Source organism: Aquirufa sp. TARAVU-A1A, assembly GCF_054558675.1.
On record NZ_JBPXKP010000002.1, the window covers coordinates 278167 to 300439 of the forward strand.

Genomic DNA, 22273 nt, shown 5'->3' on the forward strand with positions numbered 1-22273 from the left:
CTTAGTCATCCTTAACTTTCGTATTTATGAATCTAATCTCCTCCTCAGTGAATAGGATCTTGGGATTATCTGATATTTTCTCACCTATATGTTCAAAAATATTTTGACTATTTAAATCGATTTTGAAAGATTTAGGAGGAATCATATTCCCTTTTTCAATCTTTGTTACATAAATATCAACCTGGTCTTCATATTTATTGGTTCTTCCCTGATAAATAGCCTCGGTGTTTATGTTTATATTGTATTGAGCGAGCCTCAATTTATTTTCTTCATTAACAAAAGACATAAGCCTCTGTTCATCGATATAATGTATTTCATACGGAGCGTTTGTTTTTTGGGATATCCCTCGATCAACACGATTTTCATAACTTTGACGGGTCTTCAATAATACGATAGCTCCAGTTTTTAAATCAAACCTAACTTCGCAATCACTAAATTTAGCCTGAAAATTATTTCTAGGTCCATTATTCTTTGCACTAAAATATACAGTTGAGGTTTCACTGTCCTTTTCAATACGTTCAATAATGATTTCGTCTAAAGAATTATATAAACCAGTCAGGTAATTGTTTAAAAGAAGTGAACTTAAAAAACTAGTAAGATCTATACCAAATCCTGTATCCAATTCCCCCTTTTGTACATAATCCGTTTCTCCAATACCTAATTGATTTTGAGCAAAAACAGATTTTTTTAGATTGCTATTATAGGTTTTATTCCACCATTTTAGATTAAACTGTAATAATCTAGAAAGTTTAGTGTTTACCCTTTGCGAGCCCTTGTAGGTACATTGATAGGTTCGAGGCCCATTTACGTAAAGTCTGTTAAAATTTTTTAATACAAATGCTATTTTGTCCTTTAATTCTAGATTATAAACTTTAACATCCTCTAATAAAACACTTTTGGACTCCAAGAAGACATCTTCGTTTTTAAATCTTTCAATAATAGTCAGAGCGTTATAAGCAATATGACTGAATTTAATTGAATCAAATTGTATGGGCACTTTAAATTTCCCGTCGGTATTTGAAATCGTTTCAAAAGATTGATTTTGCTTGTAAATGCTAACATAAACTGAGGAAATTGCTTCTTTTGTCTTCGAGTCCTTGATTGTCATTATAGAATTTTGAGCAACGAGAAAATACTGACTCAATAAGAATATGACCAATAAAGCTGTTTTTTTTGAATTGGATCTGTTATTCATAGTTTTGCAATATATTGTTAGAGCAACCTAAAACAGCTGCTCTAACAATAATTTAAATTTAAAATTTGTGGGAAGCACCAACGGTTATAGTTGTTTGTCCAGTGGAGGTATTAGTAGTTGAGGACGTACTGACAGCCCATTCCCCCATTTCAAATCTTTTTTCAAGCTCCTCAACTTGAAAAATTTGTAACATTTGTTCTTCTTGATTAGCTGATAAATTTTCCATAATTATTAAGATTTGTAATATTCCCTACTCGTAACTGGTTTTTCGGGATCCACCAGCACTACATTGTGCGATGTAAACCTAGAAATCTCAACGAGGCAAATCAATACCACCTAGGTAGTAATCTGGTAGTAATTTAGTAGTACATACTCAGGCAATCGGCGTATAAAAATGTAATTACTGAGGCACATTTAGCAAAAACCTTAAAAAAGCAACCTTGCCTTTGATGCCTAATTTTCGCATCACAACTCTTCGACGGGATTCAGGCGGTTTCTTTGGGTTTATTACGTGGCCTGCAAGATGTCAAAATCCCAACAGCAATCACGGTATTCTCGTATTGGGGAATGGGTATTCCGATTTCCTATTATGTGGGCATTTACTTGGGTGTAGGAGCTGTGGGCATCTGGATGGGCTTGACAGCTAGTTTGGTTTGCTCGTCGATCTTGCTTTCGTGGCGGTTTTATGCACGGGCGAAGACGATTGATCTCGAGCACTTACCATTGAGTAGAGACGCGATACTTCGCGTCTACCCTCAGACTAAAGTCTGAGGATTTATAATTTAAAAGCTCAAATTTTAACCTAGAAAAAAAGAAGCGAAGTATCGCATCTTTTTGGTATAACTATTAAAACAATTACAAAATTGCATATAGAATGAAAATTATAGGATATCATTTTATCTAAACTTTTTACTTCTTATGGAGTTTTCTTTAGGTGCTTATTTATTTTAGATGACAGTTTATAAAATTCACCAAAATACGAATCGTCGAATTTTATATTCTTTTTAAATTCAGTCAAATACAGCCATTTTAGTTTACCTTTCGCTGACTTACGCTCTTCCTTATCTTCTGATTGAAGTGCAAAAACTAATTCAGCATTTTCAGAACAAACCTTTGATCTAATAAATTCAGGCAATAAGCCCTCAATACAACGATAACCGGGCTTATCATAACCAATAAGGAAATAGTCAACATCTTCACGATAGCCAGCTTTGTCAAATTGGGATTTTACATTTCCAACTGCGTCTAAGTCTACTGTTACTATAAGTTTATTAAATCGCTCTTTTATAAATTTAAGCAAAACAGGGTTACTTAAAAATCCAAAACCTCCATAAGCATATAATTCGCCTTCAAACTGAAGTCTTTTTGTCCCATGATTCCGATCTCGAAGTAATTGGAAGTATTCTAAATCTGTTGTTCCTTCTAACAGAATTATATCATTATTTTGACTAAAAAATGCTTCTTTAAGACTTTCGAATTCTGGCCCAACCATACCTAAAGCAAGTTCAAAAGGTTCTCGCCAATTTTCATTTTCAACATTTTCAATTAAAGATTCTCTAGCATTATTCCTTAAAATATTTCTCTTTAAAAGTATGTTTGATTTGGGATTGTGATGGCTTAATAAATATGGGCTATGAGTAGTTGCTATAACTTGAATTTCTAACTCTTTGCTTAAATCTTGTAAAATTCTTCCAAACTCTGATTGAGCAGAGGGATGTAAAAACGATTCCGGTTCTTCAATTATAACTATTGGTGTAATTTTATTTGATTCGTCATCTTGATTTATTAAATTTTTTGCATTAAAAATACTACTTAAAATTAATGTCCTATTTTTTGTGCCACTTCCCCAATCATCAAGTGGAAGTTCAAAGCTTGAATCACCAAGTGAAATTTCGTATGGAATATTTTCATAGTCCATATCAAAACCGCTAATCGAAAGACTTACTTTATATCTTTCGTTTAGCCTTCCAATTAATTCTTGTAACTCTGATTTATGTTTTTGAACAGCCTTAGATAGTTCTTTGTTAATTTGGTTTACTTTAACCTCTATTGAATCCTTCGTTTTAATACTCAAACTATCTAACTGCCCGTGTTGTTGAGCCCTTCTAAATGGATTGATTGGCTGTGTCGAATTATGAAATAGTATAACCTGAGCATAATTAATTCGTCGTAAAATTTCTCTAACTTTATATACATCACTTACCGTCTTATCATCAACACAAATTTCAAATTGGTTTTCTTTAGGATTTGACGTCACAATAAACTTTATAATTAGAATGGAATCATTTACGTCAAACTCTTGTGGTTCATCATTATTGTCTTGCAAGAAAACATTTAGAAATTTAATTAGTCCAATGTCTCCTAGTTTATCAAGTTGAACTCGAACAGTAATTTCTATATTTTCTCTATTTGACTTTGATTTCCAAATAGGATAATCCTGATGAAAATTTATTCTGTGTCTCGGACCTATTGGCCTCTCAAATACATTTAATATAGCTCGAATTATATTTGACTTTCCAGAATTATTCTTACCACAGATAGCTGCATAGTAGTCATGAAATTCAATTTTACAATCTTCAAAAGATCGAAAATTCTTTAAATGAATGTCTTTTATTTTCATCTCTAAAATATTAAATTATACTACCAAAATCCCAAAATTATTATTTAAAAGGCTCCATTAGAATTCACAAGAATGGATTTAAATCGATTTAACCAATCAAAAGAAAAAAGTCTATTTTATCTCTGTTTCAATAAAAACTCATCATTTAATAAAAACAAAATAGACTCAATTAAACTGTTGGCATCACTAATTTTAAATATGCACAGTTAATTGTAAAAAAATCGGTGTGAATTACATAGCTGAATAACTAATCTAAAATTATTCAAATTTGGAATAAACCAAAATACCACCTAAGTAGTATTCTGGTGGTATTTTGGTAGTAGAACTTAACTCATTGCTAATTGTACGATCTAGAATCCTACGATTTTCAAATGAAACGAGTAAGTAAATAAGCTCAGCCTATCGAAAATTAAAATTCGAACTCTGACTTATAATCGATTCTAGCCTTCATTTCCATCAAATTTCGCTTGTAATAAGCTGAATCGCCTAAAATTTGATTAATCACGGATAAAATTTTGCATACAGGAGCATCTAGTGGAATCCTCTTGCCTAATTGATAATATTCAATTCTGGCGGCATTGCCATTTTGGTCAGAAAAGGGATTCAATGGCATCACAAGCATGGGGCATTTTTGATGTATGCCTTCCATCACGGAGTTTACACCACCGTGCGTGATAAATAGATCTACTTTTCCCAATAAATAGCATTGTGACACATTTTCCTCAATGCTTACATTCGTGGGTATAACTAGCTCCAAAGAAAGCTTTTCGCCTCCCAAACTAATCATAAACAAGGTATCAGGTTTCATTTTGGCTAATGAAAGCATCCTTTCAAAAAAGCCGTTTGATTTACCTTTAGAATGTTTAACATGAAGCGTCCCTAATGAGACATAGATCATATATGTGTACTTGGATCGAGCATAAATGAATAGAATATCATCGTCCTCGGGCACTACTACAGAATTACTATTAATAAATGACCCTAAATATTTTGTGGATTCACTTATCGTTAAATTCGGGAATTCCATTTCCTGGGGAAGCAAAACAAATTTCCGAAGTGTACTGGATAAACCATTGATGGCGAAAGGATCGACTTTGCAAGCTACTTTACCTGAGCTTTTCTTACAATTTTTCCGAATTAATGATACGTCATCAAATCCTACAAATTTGATAAAATCAAGAGCCCACGAAAATAATCGTATCAGAATAAATCGAAAATTTACGAGTCGATTTTGAAATACCTGCTTAGGCAAATAGCTCGAAAATAATGCCGGGTAATGATTTCTAATTTGATCGTAAAATGTTGTTTGAAGCAATAATACTTCAAATTTGAATTCGTTTGGAATAGAATTAATCACAACCAAATCAGGCTCAAGCTGGCTATCTAAAAAAATATGGGAAGGCTTAACTTTTCGAATCCAAGAAACATAATCTTTTTTCCTTGCAGTGAAAATTGAATTAAGGACCCGATGAATCAGGCTATCCAAATAACCAGAAAATGTATTTGAAAAAAGTACATTTTCAATTCCAATACCAAAAGGAGAAGAATTGGGTTTTATCGTATAAAAGCCATGTTTCAAAACATAGCTTTTATATGTATCCTCAACGACAAAATAGGAGATAATCCCCTTCGACAATTTCAATTGTTTAGCAAATTCTAAAGCAGGATTTATGTGCCCTTTTGTATTAGATACAACAAAAATGGCACAGCTTTTCATTCGTTAGCTTTTAAAATATTGGCACCGAAAAAAGAAATTACTATTAAAATGAAAACTACAATTAAATAATTCTTTAGTAAGCTTTCAAATGAATAGCTACTTACAGCTTCATCATAGATAAAACTTAGATTTTCTGCTTTGTTTTCGATGACAATATCATGCTCTTCCTCTACCTTCTTGAGATTATTTTGCATCTCAGAAACCTTATTTGATGCTATCTTATTTTTTAAATTGACGTCGGCATACTGATGTAAATAGATCTTAAAAACGAATAAGACCAAAAATCCAACTTGATATACTTTTGAAAAATAATAAAACAGTGCTTGTCGGCTTTTATTAATCTCAATTTTCTTCAAATAGACTAATAAAGGCAAACTCAGCAATAAGCAGATGACAAGAATTATTGCAAGCAGAGAAATCGGAAAAAGATATTGTACGATTATCTCCAGGATAATCATCAAAATCCCTAAGACAAATCCAGTTTGAATAGAATGTCGAAATAAATTGAAAAGATTATTTCCCATGGTTCAATCGTTTTATGACGATATACATCGTACTCAACATCAATACAAGAAAATAGATGAAATGTATAGGCGGATGAATTTGAAAGAAATAAGGCTTAGTAAAATGACTATATAGATATTCAATGGAATAATTAGCCCAATTAATTGGGAGCCAATAAAAATCACCAAATGGAAGCATAAATACATTTACCAAATGGAAAACAATTAAAATCCATATAGACTTCAACGTAAAAAAAATAAACAGTAATAAATTATAGTAGATAAGTGTGATCAAAGAAACAATATAAATCCAATTAAAAAGAACGATATGAATTCTATATCCATCTAACCCTAAATGAGAATAGAAAAAAACTTTTCCTACTAAGAAAAAACTGAAAATCGTGCCCAATGATGCTAAAATCACACATATGGCCAGCAACTTAGCGTAATACTTTTGATTATATTGAACTGGCAATACTTGTAACTTTTCAAACATGCCATTGGATAACTCTACATGAAATGAATAGATAATTAAGGTTGGAACAAAAACATTCGTTAACACATAAAATAACTTCAAATCAAAACCTACCGCATTCAAGTATTGCACTTCAAATGAATCAAATGCAAATTGATAAATTTGGGAATTCATTAATGTAGAAATGAGCAATGTGCATAAAAGCATGAAAGTCAACATCAAGCCAACAACTTTTAGATTCTTGAAAAATAGAAATTCTTGAAAAATCAATCGAATCATACCTGTATGAATTAGCATTGTTTACTCAATTCCTTAATTAGTAAATTAATAGGTGCTATGTTATAGGACAACCATAAAGCTATTAGTAAGGTAACCGCAAATAATAATTTATTGGACCTTCCAAAATAAGCTTTAATGATAATGACAACGCAACTAATTACACTCCAATAAATACTGTTATATAAAAATGATAGATAAATGAATGTGCTCGTGAATGGCGATTTACCCCATTTAAAGTCCAATAATAAATAATCCCAAGCTTTTGAAACCTCAAACATAAATATTGCCGCGGCAATCAAAAAGAAAATCAAATGCACAATAAATGTTGAAAATGTAAGTTCCTTGAAATCTATTGGCAATAATTGAATACGCGCTTGATCAATTTCATCTAGTTGAAACCAAGTAATCATATTCGCTAAAAACAAAAGCCCAAACCCCCAATTAACAATTTTCAATATTTTAAGTATTGAGTAAAATTCGATGCTACAGTTTGAATGATCCTGATATAAATAGTAATGTTGACGATTTGAATAAAAGTCATTGATAAACAAAAAAATCACAAATGCAGTAATAAGTATAATTGCAACTAGCCTACTAAGCAACCTATGTCTCAAAATAATGAACTGAATCAACTCTAAAACGCTGAACAGGGACAAGACCAATTTTGAACTAATAAGCTTTCCCATCCTGGATAAATATTTCTTTAGATACTACATTTGAAAACACATCAGGATCATTCGTTGCAATGACAAATTGCATGTTTGATTTTGATGTATAATAGTCCAATGTCGCTAATAAAAGGCTAATTGTTTCCGAATCCAGATTTGCGGTAGGTTCATCCATAAAAACCAAATCCGGGGAATGACTCATTGCTAATACGATATCAGCCAACTTTCTCTTTCCTAATGATAGTGCAGATATAGGGAGATCTATGATTTGTTGTAAACGTAATTGCTCAACCAATTCATCAAATAAATTAATCTGAGCATCGTAAATCAAATCATAGATCTTAAAATTTTGTCTTAAACTCATATTGGAATAAGACAAACCTGTAGTTAGGCAAAACCCCATTTTATTCAAGTGCTCATTCCGATTACGCTTAGTTAATAATTGACCGTTAACATAAATTTGACCCGTCCTATAAGGGACTGAATCAATCATTGCATGAATTAATGTTGTTTTACCAGAACCATTTTCTCCCTTGATAAGTACAAATTTATCAGAGTCATCAATCAACAATGATGGAACGGAGAGAACAATTTGATTCTTTAAGTGACCAACTCGTAAATCATGCGCGTGTATATTCATGTTATTAAATAAATTACCACCAAAATTGTGTCCAAAACGCTTCATATCCGTTGTTACAAATCAAATGGAAACGTTGATACGTAAATGAGATAAATCCGAAATTAATCGTAGCCGTTCCAGCACTCGTGTTCTTACAGGTAATCGTAACATTTTCCAATTCGCCACCATCAACTGTTGGGGCACCGTTTTGTCCACGAACAACAGACGCTATTAATAGAAGTAATAATAGCGAAATTTTCTTGAATAAATTTTTCATAATTATTTTGTCTAGAAATGCCCTACTCTTCATTGGTTTTTCGGGATACACCAGCACTGGAATGTGCAACATAAACGTATAACTATCATTAATGCAAGTCAATACCACCTAAGCAGTATTCTGGTAGTATTTTCGTAGTACTCCCGCCTCCTAAAAACCGAATATCCTATAATTGCTGCGGCACATTGTGCAGAAAACGCAAAAATTCAACCTTCCCTTTAAGCCCTAACTTTCGCATGACATTTCGTCGATGACACTTCACTGTCGACTCCTCTATATTCAAGTGATTCGCAATTTCTTTATTTGACATTCCTTCCTTGGCTAGGCAAACAATTTTAAATTCTCTGATAGACAATGGCGCTGGATTGAATTCCATAGAATTTGTATTTAGGGGGTAGGTATTTAAAAAGAATATGAAACTAAAATTTGGGAAAGATTCAAATGATCGAATTCGTTGGATTTCTAATCATGTGGACAGAAGAAATGCCGGTGGAATAGGTAGGCTCTTTCCGACAAGCATTCAACAGAAACAATAACATAGCCCAGAGAAAGTAAACAGACATTTTTACCATGATTGAATTGTATTTATTGAGTTACCCACACCACAATCAAGCTTGTCTATAGCTTTGCATTTCGAAAACATCTGAATCAATTGTCAAATTGAACAAACAAGTGTTTAAATAAAAGCACTCAACCGCTTAATAGGCTCTTTTAGGCAGAAAAGGAGCACAACATCCGAATAAGCCTTACTCGAAAACAGCTTTCCAACAAGTTCCAAATATAGGCTTCATAGCTGTATCATGTTATTCGATAATCGAATTCTTCGAAATCAGCGCAAGAAAAGCATGCGATTGACAGAGGTTTCGATGCTTGTTAATAGAATATTTCAAATTTCTAGAAGCCCGATTTAATACTAACAAAACAGTATTCCTCCCAAGAGCCATCCAGCATTAACAAACGCCAAAAAAGGTGCGATATGCTAAACAGCTTTACTTGTTCTCAAATTGCTCCTTTTGGCAATAAAGCAACATATCTAGGTGCTCAAATAACAGATTCAACCTAAATATTCAGCATTTTTGAATGGTGCAATTCTAGGCTTGATACTCCCAAACGAAATAAGGCAAAAACGATCGATTTGGCGGATTCTTAACAGAATATTTGCCTCTAAACGATTCATCCAAAACACAAGGAAGAGAATACATCTGCAATACTTCTAGCTGGAGCAATGACTACCTTATGAACTATAATAAAATTCTTCTTTTACTCATTTCGCTTGCCGTTCTTTCCTGTAAACATGCTGATTCCTTTACCGAGCCATTACCAGCACAGGCAAAAAACTTAACTAAATTTCCAAAGAGTTTACAGGGTGAATATATAAATCCTACTAGTAAATCGACATTAACGATCAGAGACAATGCCATTTTGATCAATTTCACGTTTGATATGAAGGTTCCTTTCGACCAGCAATTATTTAGTTCTTTCCAAGCCCAAGACTCAACAAATAGCAATATCTATTACAAGCGTGAAGGAGATAGCCTAATAATCAGAGAAATTATTCTTACCGATACACTCTTTCGATTAAATCATGCAAACATATTAAGAGCATCAAAGGGATTATATTTTTTGAATAAACATAACCCAACATCAACTTGGGAAGTATTTAAAATTAAACTACACCATAAAAATCTAACAATTAGTAAAATCATCCCCGTACACCCCACCGACAGATTCATTAAAATAGCAAAAACGCTGAAAGACACCGTTAAACTTTTCGAAATTTCAACGGAAGATCGAATCAATCAAGAAGCTAGTGGGCCTGGAAAAATTCAAAGTGAAACGTATATTATTAAATTAAGGTAAAGCTAAGTTACAAGCACGATAAGACTGCAATAAGGACAGATTATGGGAAAGAGATAGATCCAAGCTTCCCTCTACGTTAGCGTACTGCATGAATATATTATTCTTAATCTTGGCGTACGCATTTCAATTTACCTCCAACAATATAAGTATCAAGTGCGTTACAATTGATATTTTGATAATCACGTACAGCCTCAGCATGCCATTTTAGAGATCATTTCCTCTTAATCACATAATATCAACTCCCAAAGAAGTTAATAGCTTGGCCATAAAAAGAAGGTGTCCGAGTTAATAAACTAATTCGAACACCTTCTTTATAAACCTTACTCACAAACCGTACTCAATTAGTAACGCTATTTTGCTAATAGCTTTTCCAAACTCTTCTCTAAAGCTTGTATGCGATCAGCCTGTTGGCTAATTTGTTGCTTTAGCTTTTGGTTATTTTGCCCCTGTTCTTGCAACGCTTTGGTTAGCAAAGGAATCAAGGATGTGTAATTAATCGACATTAAACCGTCTTTACCTTCACTTTGTGAGACAACATTAGGTAGCACCTTTTGAACCTGCTGAGCGATAAAACCAAACTCATCATGGACTGAATAATTGGAATCCGTTAAATTAATTTTCTTATCGTAAGAAACAGGTAATAACTGATTGATCAATTGGTTGGCATTCGTCAGCGGCGTGATGTTAGTTTTTAAACGTTGATCGGAAGTGACATTAAATGCGGTAGCTTCTATTGCACCATAAAAATAATTATTGGTTGTGGAGCTGTTCCCAATGGCAACCGTGTTTTGACCTCGACCAACAGAATTATTGCCAATGACAATCTCATTATTTACAGTTGCCGAAGGAAGGGCAAGACTACCTATATAAATATTATTACTTCCCGTTGTTGCAGTAGATAGATACCCCGCTTGGAATCCAATACCAATGTTACCACTTCCAGAAGTGTTGTAATATAATGCAAGCGCTCCTAAAGCTACGTTATTATTTCCTACGGTATTGTTATATAGAGATTGAATTCCCGTAGCAACATTGAAATTTCCTTGGGTATTAAAAAAAAGACTTTGAACACCATATGCGCTATTTTTAAGACCTATCGTATTGCTAGAAAGTGTCTGATACCCTGAAGCTACATTATGAATCCCTGTAGTATTATTTCTAAGTGTTTGAAAGCCTATGGCTTGATTAAGACCTCCCGTCGTATTTAACGAAAGTGCTGAAGTGCCGAAGGCTAGATTTGTAGCTACACTAGAACCACCTCGACCAATGTTAACACCATTAATCATTTTATCAACCCCTCCAAGCTCTTGATTTGCAGTATTATTCACAATTCCTGAAACACTTGAACTCGCTGGAACAATGGCTGTTGTCAATGAGGCTGCAACAAATGAAGTTGTAGCGATCTGAGTAGAATTATTTCCAGCAGTTGCCGTAGGAGCTGTAGGTGTACCTGTTAACGCAGGCGAATTTAATGGTGCTTTAGCAGAAAGACCCGGAACTGTGGGCGAAGTTGCCGTACCACCAAGATCTCCCGCAAGTTGGATTTTACCAGTTGATGTTGTGCTTGCATCGGGTGTTGCTCCACTTGTTATGGCTGTTGAAACAAATGAAGTTGTAGCAATCTGAGTAGAATTATCTCCCGCTGTAGCCGTTGGTGCGGTAGGTGTACCTGTTAACGCAGGCGAATTTAATGGTGCTTTAGCAGAAAGACCAGGAACTGTAGGCGAAGTTGCCGTACCACCAAGATCACCCGCAAGTTGGATTTTACCAGTTGATGTTGTGCTTGCATCGGGAGTTGCTCCACTTGTTATGGCTGTTGAAACAAATGAAGTTGTAGCAATCTGAGTAGAATTATCACCCGCTGTAGCCGTTGGTGCGGTAGGTGTACCTGTTAACGCAGGCGAATTTAATGGTGCTTTAGCAAAAAGACCCGGAACTGTGGGCGAAGTTGCCGTACCACCTAAATCTCCCGCTAACTGAATCTTACCAGTTGATGTTGTGGTTGCATCGGGAGTTGCGCCACTTGTTACTGCCGTAGTTACGGCTGTTGAAACAAATGATGTTGTAGCGATCTTTGTAGAATTGTCTCCCGCTGCAACCGTTGGAGCAGTAGGAGTTCCCGTCAAAGAAGGTGAATTCAGTGGTGCTTTAGCAGCTAGGCCAGGAACTGTTGGAGAAGTTGCCGTACCTCCTAAATCTCCTGCCAACTGAATTTTACCAGTTGATGTTATAGTTGCATCGGGAGTTGCGCCACTTGTTACTGCCGTAGTTACGGCTGTTGAAACAAATGATGTTGTAGCGATCTTTGTAGAATTATCTCCCGCTGCAACCGTTGGAGCAGTAGGAGTTCCTGTCAATGCTGGGGAATTAAGTGGTGCTTTAGCTGCTAATCCAGGTACCGTTGGATTTGATGCGGTGCCTGCTAAATCGCCCGCTAATTGAATTTTACCAAATAAAGTTGTTGTAGCATCGGGTGTTGCGCCACTTGTTACTGCTGTAGTTACGGCTGTTGAAACAAATGATGTTGTAGCGATTTGGGTCGAATTATCTCCCGCTGTAGCCGTTGGAGCAGTAGGAATTCCCGTTAAAGCAGGTGAATTCAGCGGTGCTTTAGAAGCTAGACCAGGAACTGTTGGCGAAGTTGCCGTACCTCCTAAATCACCTGCCAACTGAATTTTACCTGGCGATGTTGTTGTTGCATCGGGTGTTGTAACGCCAGCTACTCCAGAAGTTATTTGAACATCTACATAGTCCTTTACAGCTTTGACACTTGGGTATCTGATATCTGATGTAGCATCAGCTGCAACAGAAATAGATTTATTCGAAATTTGCTCGGAATTAGCATTTTGAGTAGTTAGCAAATATTGAATATTTGAAATTTGATTATTAGCATTATTTGCTGTGTTGAGGGCATTATCTGCAACTTGCTGAGCATTATTTGCAATGGAATGTACATCAACAATTCGACTACTTTGTTCGGTCAATTGAGAGCCAAGCGTCGTTATATTATTTTTAAGTGTGTCTATTTTTTTAGTAGAAACGACAAAGTTGTTCTCTGCAATAATTTTGTTACTTTCAATGGCTTGGTTGGTTTTAGCTAAAGCGGTATTCAACGGATCTAAGTCTTTAGGAGCCAAAAATTGAGCGTCATTTTGAAACTGAGAAACTTTGGTAGGAACGCCTCGAACATTAGCATATTCCGTCGACTCGGCAAACAATGCGTAGGGCGAATAATTCAGCGATTGCGTGCTAACTGCCTTGTAATTTGTGCAGGCATCATAACTAACGCTAACCTTAAGGCTCTTAATCGCCGCATCCCACTTTATGCTATCAAATGACTTGAATGTCCCTTGACCCGTGCTAATTCCATTTCCGATGGATACGCTCACAAGACCATATTCATCAGTAGTTACTTGCTGAGTTTCTTCATAATCTGTAACCCCAGACTGCCCATTTAGCAAGGCAAACTTAAGACAAACCTGTGCCTTGAATAACGGTTGATTAACAAGGCTCTTCCCAGGAATTTCCACCGGTTTAGGATCCAAAATTACGGCTTGGTAATTTAATGTTTTACGAACGCTACTTTGCGCTTTTACAGCGCTGTTACAAGCAAATATTAATATCAAACAAATGAATAGATTGGATTTCATAAAATGGTTAATTGAAGTGATTTTGTAAAAGTTTGAACTATTCTTTTTTTAATTTTCTTTAATAAAATGTATGCTTTTGTAGCCCCCTAATTGGTTGACTTGCAAAATATAAGAACCGGATTTAAGCTGCTTAATCTGATCTATTTCCAGAACACTGCTACTTTGTGGATAGACTTTTTCCCAAACAATTTGCGCCATAAGGTCCGTAATTCGAAGGATTACCTCGGTGGCACTTGGGCTAGACAAGCGAATCGTTGCCAGATCATAGACCGGATTGGGGAACAATTCCACCGACCACAACTTTTCTTCTACAATAGTTAATGATTGGGTATCTCTTGAGGTTGATTTACTAAACCCGAGCGGCTGTTTGAAACCTTGTCGGAAAACAGCCCCTTCCCTTTGACTTGTTCCTGATACAATGCTGGATTGACCAATAATTTGAGCGAAGTAATTCCCCCCCAACATTTTCCCTCCGCCAGCTGACATGGTCTGCTGGATGATATACTGACTGAAGGCCTGTGTAGTTGTTGTAAGTAAAAAAAGCAACAAACACGCCCTAATACATTTATGTGGTAATTGACTCAATTTTCGCATATTAATTAACATTCCATCGTAGACCAATGGCAAGAATATTGGTTTGAATATTGATGCTAGCACCTGAGCTAAGCTTCGTATTTAAGGTATTTTGAAATTGGTAACCAACTGACGCAATGAGCTTGTTGTTAAAGCTTTTTTCCAAACAAACTCCAGCTCCAGCCATCAGTTTAAGGTTGTTGAACTGTGGATCTTGCGTTAAGTCGCTGTAACTATTTTGAACAAGTTGGTTTCCTTGAAGTATTTGATTAACACTACCAATCGCTTGAATATTAATATTTGTTCCAAATGCCACAGGTATTCGATACCCTACATTTGTTTGCAGACTAGCAAAAATTGATTGATAGGAAAATGCTGCTTGTTGAATATCGCCTACAGCATTATAGGCTAAAATGCGTACACCTAAATCGTAATTTAAACACCGAGCTAAAGAAATTTTGCCCCGATTAGTTGAGTCCTTTTTAACTTCATCCCAATGCAAGGATAATCCAACCATCGATCCTGCGCCAGGCTTTAAGCCAGTTACATCATGACCTTGAGAATTGCTAAACTTAAAACTTGAAAGCACTTCACCAGCTTCAAATTTGATGCCTTGTGCTGAACCAGAAATTCCGATAAGAAAAAATAAAACAAGTAAGAATAGAGTTTTTTTCATGTAAAAAGTATTTATAAAATATATCAACCGTGTATTCAAATTTTAATTACCACTTGGCAACAATAATATTGAGCTAAGAATTAAATAGATAAAAGCCACACATTTGACGGACAATTATCTTTAATAGTTTTCTCAAACCAGTAAAATGGATTTAGCCACTTCAACCTTTCGACATGTTGTATCCGAAAGATTCTGATATGGTTTTGCAAAATTATGGCAATAATAAGTTGATATAGGCACCAGAAATAGCACCTAAGTAAGCCGCAGATAAAGAATAGCAAACAATCGCTCGAAATCTCTGAGTGGATTTGATTGAATTTAACTCGAAACAGAGCGCTCAATTAGAGTGAAAAAATTCTAAAAAAATGCACCTAAAACGAACCAAATTTGAGAAAAAATATTCCACAAAACACTAACTATCAGCATATTAATAGCATTTTAGAAAAAATAGCTAAAATTGAATTTGAATCAAAAAAGATAGCGCTGTTTATGCTTAATCTTTTATAAAAAATTTCAAATAAAGTAGGAAAAATTTCATTTGTCACTTTTCAGCCAAAGGGAGCAATTTCCAGAACTCAAAAAGCTAATGACTACCAATAAATAAAGGCATTTTGAGGAGAAATAAATCCTTTGGACTGTTTACATGTTTCCAATTAGAAAACTATACTAATATGGAACAATATATTGGGGCAAATATGGGATAAATGGAATGAAAACAATCTGAATATCAAGAAAAAACATATACTTTTTCCCAATGAATTAAAAAGATTTCATTAACTCACATCAGCGATGAGAAGTTGTTTACGAACCTGAAAAAAATGGAATTAGTAATTTAAAATCCCACATAAATCATGGGTTTTAATGTCCTGGAATCGGACAAAATCAAATGGCGCAATGGAGGAATTTGAATTTCTATATGAGATGATATTTGTTGTAGCCATAAAAGACACAAACCATCAATACCACATGGGTGCTTATTAAAAAAATGTTTTATTAACTAGATGCCTTAAATACTTATAAATTTATGTGAACGTATAAGTCATGCTACAATTCCATACACCAAAATTCATACGAAAAGCCTCGTAAATTTAAATGAGCCATCGATAATACAATTTGAAGCTACATTAACAAGTAATGAACATGAACTGGAGAATGTAGAATCAGCGAGCTTACAAGCATTCACGTCAATAAGTGAAACCCAAAAAGGTAAGTTAGAAATACCAAGTCAATTTCAATTTGATGTACATTACGAGATATGATTGATCAATCTAATATTGGAAGCACCCTCTACCCTTTTTGTCTAATTCATTATTACCGATTGAAAAAATCTCAAGCCTAAATTCAATCCCAAACGATTTGAATTCTTCTTTCAAAGTACACCTAATCACTGAATGATGCACTGATAGCCAAACAGCCATTGATATACGCATTACCTTGAGAAATGGCGTATTAAAGCGATGAATTCATCAGCTCTTTGATAATAAATAAATGGCTAGCTATCGAAAAGCTATTTCTTAAGAGAATATCGTAAGGCAATTTCATGTGATTGCAAATTAACCCGGCTTGCTTGTGTGGTAGGCATTTCAAAAACATACCCTACGTACAGGCTTTTGGAAACCTTAATTCCTGTTCTGACACCCCAACTATCTTGGTAACGATAATTAGAACCAATATCAAACTTACCTAAAAAGTTAACCAACACGTTCGCATCCCAACTAACAGGAACACCTGCCCCTACTCGAAATAAAGCACTTGGATATATGGATATAGTTGGATTTGCCTCTATTTTAGTTCCTACCATACCATAAAAGAGAGCTACATCTTTAAATCCTGGCCCCAAATCATAACGTAAAACTCTGGGTTGAGAAACACTAATAAATAACCCATCACCTTTAGCAATTTTAATTCCCCATCCCGTATTAAAGGTATAGATGGAACGATTAACATAATTGGGATCTCCTTGATCATACAAATTCGTCTCATTAAAATTTAAGGCTAAGTTGGTATACCCTAGACGGAAACCGCTCGATAGCACCCATTTTTCAGTAAGCTTAGCATGATAAGCATAATCTAAACTCAACGAAGTAATTTTAGTAGGACCAAATTGATCTAACATTCCGTTTGCACCAATACCACTTTGCTTACCAATTTTAAAGTTTCCAGAAAAAATATAAGTACTTGGTGAACCCTCAATTCCTTCCCATTGTTGGCGATTCATGAAAATAAATTCACCCGTCCTTGTACTTCCTGCATGAGAAGGGGAGATAACTTGAGGATTAAATCGATACATCGAATATCCTGGCTCTAATTGTCCAAAGGAATTAAATGACAATCCTAAAAAAAGGAGGGAAACAAGAGCCACATGGCTCTTGATCCACTTCAAACAATCTACTCTCTGATTAAAAAAATATATATTTTTCATTTACAATTGACGTTTTAAGTACAAAATTGAATCTATTTCAATCGATTAATATATAGATATGATTTATATGCTGGCGTTTTTCCTTTATAATCGATTATGTATAGGTAAGTTCCATCTGGCAAATCACCACCACTCCAATCATTTTGGTAATTGTCTTTTTCATAAACAACACTTCCAAATCGATTAAAAATCGTTAAGGTATTCGGTTGAGCACTTAGGATCCCAGGAATAATGAACGTATCGTTTTTCCCATCACCATTCGGTGAAATACCTTGAGGAACAAAGGCTGGACATTTATCTGCATCTAATCGGTTGGGAATTCCATCCTTGTCGCAATCCACTAAACCGCTAATATTCACATTATCCTCATCTTTATCCAAAATTCCATCATTATCGGTATCGCTATCAAAATAATCATAAATGCCATCCTTATCCGTATCCAATGGATTCTTAGGATCTGGACCCGTTTCTACTAAATCGGAGGTTCCATCGTTGTCAGAATCTACATCTCTAAAGTCGGCAACTCCATCTTTGTCCGTATCCATCGGTGTTGAGCTAGGACCTTTCTCGATATTGTCTGATAATGTATCGCCATCAGAATCCAAATCTCTAAAATCTGGTAATCCATCACCATCAGTATCCACAGGTAAAGAACTTGGCCCTTTCTCAATGATATCTGAGATACCATCATTGTCAGCATCTAAGTCACGGTAATCTGGCAAACCATCACCATCAGTATCTACAGGAGTTGAACTTGATCCTTTCTCAATAAGATCTGCAATTCCATCGTTGTCTGAATCTAAATCTCTAAAGTCGGCAGTACCATCGCCATCCGAATCGGCAAGCGTCGCTGAAACACCCTTCTCGATCATATCTGAGATACCGTCGTTATCAGAATCGAGATCTCTAAAGTCAGGGGTACCATCTTGGTCGGTATCAGCGGGTACCGCTGTTTGTCCTTTCTCGATCATATCCGTGATGCCATCATTATCTGAATCTATATCGCGGTAATTCGGCGTGCCATCAAGGTCGGTATCTACAGGAGTTGAATTTGGTCCTTTCTCGATGAGGTCTGTAATACCATCATTATCTGAATCTAAATCTCTAAAGTCATAAACCCCATCAGCATCCGTATCCAAAGGCGTATTTGGGATAATTCCTGCTTCAATTACATCGCTGATGCCATCATTATCTGAATCCAAATCTCTGAAGTCAGGTGTACCATCATTATCTGTATCCACTGGTATAGACGGATCAGTACCTGCTTCTTTTGCATCTAGGATACCATCGTTATCAACGTCTATATCTCGGAAGTCAGACGTACCATCTTGATCGGTATCAATCGGTTTTTTAGGATTGTTACCCGCTTCAAATGCATCTGGAATGCCATCGTTATCAGAATCTACATCCAAAAAGTCAAGAATTCCATCTTTATCTGTATCAATTGACGGATAACCTGGGTCTTGTTGGGCACGGTCATCATAGCCATCATCATTATTATCGACCCGACCACAATTTTCACATAAATTCAAGCCTTCGTATTGATCTGTAATACCATCACCGTCAGAATCTAAATCTAAGAAATTAGGTTTTCCATCGCCATCCATGTCACCGAATTTCTCCACCGAATCAGAGATACCATCGCCATCGCTATCTCCATCACGGTAATTGGGATGCTGGTCACCATCAGTGTCTCCTGCAGATTCAATGCTATCTAATATACCATCACCATCAGATTCTAAATCTATGAAGTCAGGCGTACCGTCATTATCCGTATCAGGTACAATCATCGAGTTCGCTGTATAATTAGCTCGAGCTTCCTCCTTATCCAAAATATTATCTCCATCGGAATCAAAATCCAAGTAATTTGGTGTGCTATCGCCATCTTGGTCTTGCGCTGTTTCACGAATGTCTAAAATACCATCACCGTCCGAATCTAAGTCAATGTAGTTGGCACTACCATCACCATCACTATCAATACCACCTTCTGCGATATCACCAATCTGATCGTTATCAGAATCTGTATCTAAATAATTAGGTATACCATCGTTATCAAAATCTGGGCAATTAACACCGACAGAACACTCCAAACCGTTTAAAATTCCATCATTGTCACAATCTTGGTATCGGAAAATTTCATATTCTGGAGTACCATTTGCAGGAACTGATCCAGACCCTCCTAAACAAAAATTCAACGGGGCTGAATCTGATCCATTGACAACACCATCACCATCACAATCTAAATTCCGCCATGTAGATGAAGTATTTGCAATAACTTGACTAGTGACTAAATAACTACAGCCGTCGTTTGCATTTGTTCCGTCAGAAGCTTCCTGCGCGTCAGATACTCCATCGCCATCAGTATCGATAATAGGTTGTGATGCTATTGTTGCTACAACGGATGATCTGGAAGCAGAAAGACAACTTGCTGAAATGATTCTAGCCTGAGCATAAAAAGTTGTTGTTGAACTAATACTAGGGGTCGTAAACGACGTTCCAGTGGCAATCGAAGATCCTCCACTAGAGACAGAATACCAATCTACTACTGCTCCAGAAGACGCAGTAGCCGCCAAGGCTACAGTGCCCGTTCCTGTGCGAGCGTTCGGCGTAGTTCCTGTTATTGTTGGAATGGCATTTACTACTGCGGTTATTATTTGAGAACTCCTTGTTGAGGAACCAATTGAAGCAACTGTAACACGTCCTGAGGCTCCATTGATAGCTGAATTTGTAAGCCGTATATAAACAGTCGTATTCGCTACTGTCCCTGATACTGGAGGAATTGATAAAAAAGGCAAATACCCAGAACCAGCGGTCAAAGAAACTTCAAAACCGGTAGGAGGTGTAACAACAATATCATTTGTCAACATGCTACCGGAAACAGTAAAGCTTTGAGCAGCGGAGACAGACCCAGCACATGAAGAAAATAGCGAAAATCCAAAGCCAACATTATTGACGGTTGGCGTAGGCGTAACAACCACTTCGAAAGGCCTAAAAGAAGAAACACAACCCGTAAGACTATTATTTATACGAATTTCAAAATCATACGTATTAGGTAAGCTTGGAGGTATGGTAACATAGAACGGGAATGTAGAAGTTGACTGATTACTACCTGGATTAAATCCTGGCAAAACACGCGCACCTGCAATTACAGAAAATGTATCCCCAGAAGTCAATCCAGAGATTGGAATTTCAAAATAAGTAGCTGATGAAGAAACACTAGGTATAGTCCCTAAAACAAAATTTATCGGATCGTGTAAAATACTAAATTCATATTGTCCTATTTCATTGTTAGAAATAGCCATGAGACCTCCCCCGCCTCCACCTGCATTAGTTACATTAATTATTGAATTAAGTCTACTATTACTAGCCGGCAAACTAATTGAGCTTGAAACTGCCGGGTTATTATTTTCAGCAACATTATATCCAGCTGGCGAGGTAATACTTACAGAATTCGTTGGAATTAACCCTTCGATTGTAAAATTTTTTGTAGGAATATCAGTACATGTGGTAAAACCCGTTGAGGTGATATTAAGATATGTTGTATTAAAATAAATTGCCTCATCCAATTCAACAGATCTTCTCTCAGAATCACGTATCGGATCTTTCAAACTTATAATTTCTGAATATTTCCCCACATTAACTGATGTAGGCGTTGACATACTGGCATCTCCAATACAATCCCAATTCGTACCGGAAGGATCAACAAGGGGGGCAATTGAATACATTGCCAATATATTATTCCTCAAGGCAGGATTTCTTAGTGTGCCATTAGACCTCAACAATCCATTTTGATACATAACAGATGCCCTAATTGCATTAGAGGCATTCCCTCCTAATAAATTAAATGAATTTGGAGCAAGGCCCCATAAATTATTAGCGTTAGTAATATGGTTATTAAATATGGGTCCAAAATTATTATCAAAACTAGCTACAAGAAATACTTGACCATTTTTATCAATAACGGGATCGGAAACCAAAAACTTACGATTAAATGAAGTTAAAGTTGCAGAAAAATCAATGGTAGGTTTATCATTCAACAAATTAATTTCCCCATCAACAGCAATGGTTGGCTTGTATTGATTTGCGCCGTTATTTACCAAATGATTTCCATTGCCTGTTTGATCATACCAGGTATTCACATATACAAAACCCGTAGGTGTTTCACTTAAATATTGACCAAACGAAATCACATCGCCTACAACATAAGCACTTCCACCTGGATTAATTACAGTTGCATCACTATCAACCGATAATTCATCATTCCTATCAAACAAGATGTCACAAACGAATCCATCAGCACGAGAAATACGTATTACCGGATCACGATAACCAGGAACAATTTTCCTAATTGAATAGGCAACATTAAGATTGCGAATATTAATACCATTAAATGTATTTTGTGAAAAAAGATTAAACGTTGTGCTTAACGAAAAGGAAAAAACTAATAATAAAATAAAAGAATTAAACCTCGAAAAAGATAGGCGTCGATAGAACTGTTTCATAGAGTTTAAGATGGTAACAATATTTTTAGATAAACAAAAATACCACCAGGCTACCACTTAAAATAACTCAAGCATAAGATAAATGCTCCATTTGAGTGAAATGAAACAAAAAGCCATAAAAGCAAAAAGTAATTCCTATACCAACAAAATCCCAAACCAAGCAAAAAACACCTAAAATCAAACTATACAGGCTATTTAAAGGTAAATTGTTTGCGTTTGAATAGAGAAAAAGTAAAT

General features: G+C 35.6%; 16 protein-coding genes. 2 read left to right on the top strand and 14 right to left on the bottom strand.

Annotated features, from left to right (window positions below):
• Window position 1 precedes the first annotated feature (1 nt).
• On the bottom strand, window positions 2-1195 hold the full coding sequence (locus V7S75_RS03915) for a hypothetical protein (RefSeq protein WP_459511544.1): 1194 nt from the start codon (window positions 1193-1195) through the stop codon (window positions 2-4).
• Between the two features lie 58 nt (window positions 1196-1253).
• Window positions 1254-1421: a hypothetical protein gene (locus V7S75_RS03920; protein ID WP_459511546.1), complete on the bottom strand. Its 168-nt coding sequence runs from the start codon at window positions 1419-1421 to the stop codon at window positions 1254-1256.
• Between the two features lie 272 nt (window positions 1422-1693).
• Here V7S75_RS03920 and V7S75_RS03925 point away from each other — a divergent pair, with 272 nt between their 5' ends.
• Window positions 1694-1966: a hypothetical protein gene (locus tag V7S75_RS03925; protein ID WP_459511548.1), complete on the top strand. Its 273-nt coding sequence runs from the start codon at window positions 1694-1696 to the stop codon at window positions 1964-1966.
• Window positions 1967-2111: 145 nt separating this feature from the next.
• Here V7S75_RS03925 and V7S75_RS03930 read toward each other — a convergent pair whose 3' ends face one another.
• The 7 genes from V7S75_RS03930 to V7S75_RS03960 form a co-directional block, all read right to left on the bottom strand.
• Window positions 2112-3815 (bottom strand): ATP-dependent nuclease, encoded by a 1704-nt coding sequence (locus tag V7S75_RS03930; RefSeq protein WP_459511550.1) that lies wholly within the window; start codon window positions 3813-3815, stop codon window positions 2112-2114.
• Between the two features lie 409 nt (window positions 3816-4224).
• A complete protein-coding gene (locus V7S75_RS03935; protein ID WP_459511552.1) occupies window positions 4225-5532 on the bottom strand; it encodes a glycosyltransferase in 1308 nt (435 codons plus the stop codon).
• Window positions 5529-6056 (bottom strand): hypothetical protein, encoded by a 528-nt coding sequence (locus tag V7S75_RS03940; RefSeq protein WP_459511554.1) that lies wholly within the window; start codon window positions 6054-6056, stop codon window positions 5529-5531. Before V7S75_RS03940 ends, V7S75_RS03935 begins: the two co-directional genes overlap by 4 nt.
• Window positions 6046-6789 (bottom strand): hypothetical protein, encoded by a 744-nt coding sequence (locus V7S75_RS03945; RefSeq protein ID WP_459511556.1) that lies wholly within the window; start codon window positions 6787-6789, stop codon window positions 6046-6048. The genes V7S75_RS03940 and V7S75_RS03945 overlap by 11 nt, the downstream gene beginning before the upstream one ends.
• Window positions 6790-7458: 669 nt before the next feature.
• Window positions 7459-8142, bottom strand: coding sequence for an ATP-binding cassette domain-containing protein (locus V7S75_RS03950; protein WP_459511558.1), 684 nt, complete (start codon window positions 8140-8142; stop codon window positions 7459-7461).
• A complete protein-coding gene (locus V7S75_RS03955) occupies window positions 8111-8353 on the bottom strand; it encodes a hypothetical protein (protein ID WP_459511560.1) in 243 nt (80 codons plus the stop codon). The genes V7S75_RS03950 and V7S75_RS03955 overlap by 32 nt, the downstream gene beginning before the upstream one ends.
• A gap of 166 nt (window positions 8354-8519) precedes the next feature.
• On the bottom strand, window positions 8520-8729 hold the full coding sequence (locus V7S75_RS03960; RefSeq protein WP_459511562.1) for a helix-turn-helix domain-containing protein: 210 nt from the start codon (window positions 8727-8729) through the stop codon (window positions 8520-8522).
• An 860-nt stretch (window positions 8730-9589) separates the two neighbouring features.
• Between V7S75_RS03960 and V7S75_RS03965 the strand changes: the two genes are divergently transcribed.
• Complete coding sequence (locus V7S75_RS03965) at window positions 9590-10213, top strand: hypothetical protein (RefSeq protein ID WP_459511564.1); 624 nt, start codon at window positions 9590-9592, stop codon at window positions 10211-10213.
• A gap of 350 nt (window positions 10214-10563) precedes the next feature.
• On the opposite strand, the gene V7S75_RS03970 is transcribed toward V7S75_RS03965, so the two are convergent.
• The 5 genes from V7S75_RS03970 to V7S75_RS03990 all read right to left on the bottom strand — a co-directional run bounded on the left by V7S75_RS03970 (window position 10564) and on the right by V7S75_RS03990 (window position 21808).
• Window positions 10564-13863 (bottom strand): tail fiber domain-containing protein, encoded by a 3300-nt coding sequence (locus V7S75_RS03970; RefSeq protein ID WP_459511566.1) that lies wholly within the window; start codon window positions 13861-13863, stop codon window positions 10564-10566.
• Window positions 13864-13911: 48 nt separating this feature from the next.
• Window positions 13912-14448: a T9SS type A sorting domain-containing protein gene (locus V7S75_RS03975; RefSeq protein ID WP_459511568.1), complete on the bottom strand. Its 537-nt coding sequence runs from the start codon at window positions 14446-14448 to the stop codon at window positions 13912-13914.
• A gap of 10 nt (window positions 14449-14458) precedes the next feature.
• Window positions 14459-15112: a hypothetical protein gene (locus tag V7S75_RS03980; protein ID WP_459511570.1), complete on the bottom strand. Its 654-nt coding sequence runs from the start codon at window positions 15110-15112 to the stop codon at window positions 14459-14461.
• A 1507-nt stretch (window positions 15113-16619) separates the two neighbouring features.
• The gene (locus V7S75_RS03985) at window positions 16620-17534 is read right to left on the bottom strand and encodes a PorP/SprF family type IX secretion system membrane protein (protein WP_459511572.1); all 915 of its coding nucleotides are present in this window, start codon (window positions 17532-17534) and stop codon (window positions 16620-16622) included.
• Window positions 17535-17566: 32 nt separating this feature from the next.
• Window positions 17567-21808 (bottom strand): T9SS type B sorting domain-containing protein, encoded by a 4242-nt coding sequence (locus tag V7S75_RS03990; protein WP_459511574.1) that lies wholly within the window; start codon window positions 21806-21808, stop codon window positions 17567-17569.
• Window positions 21809-22273 lie beyond the last annotated feature (465 nt).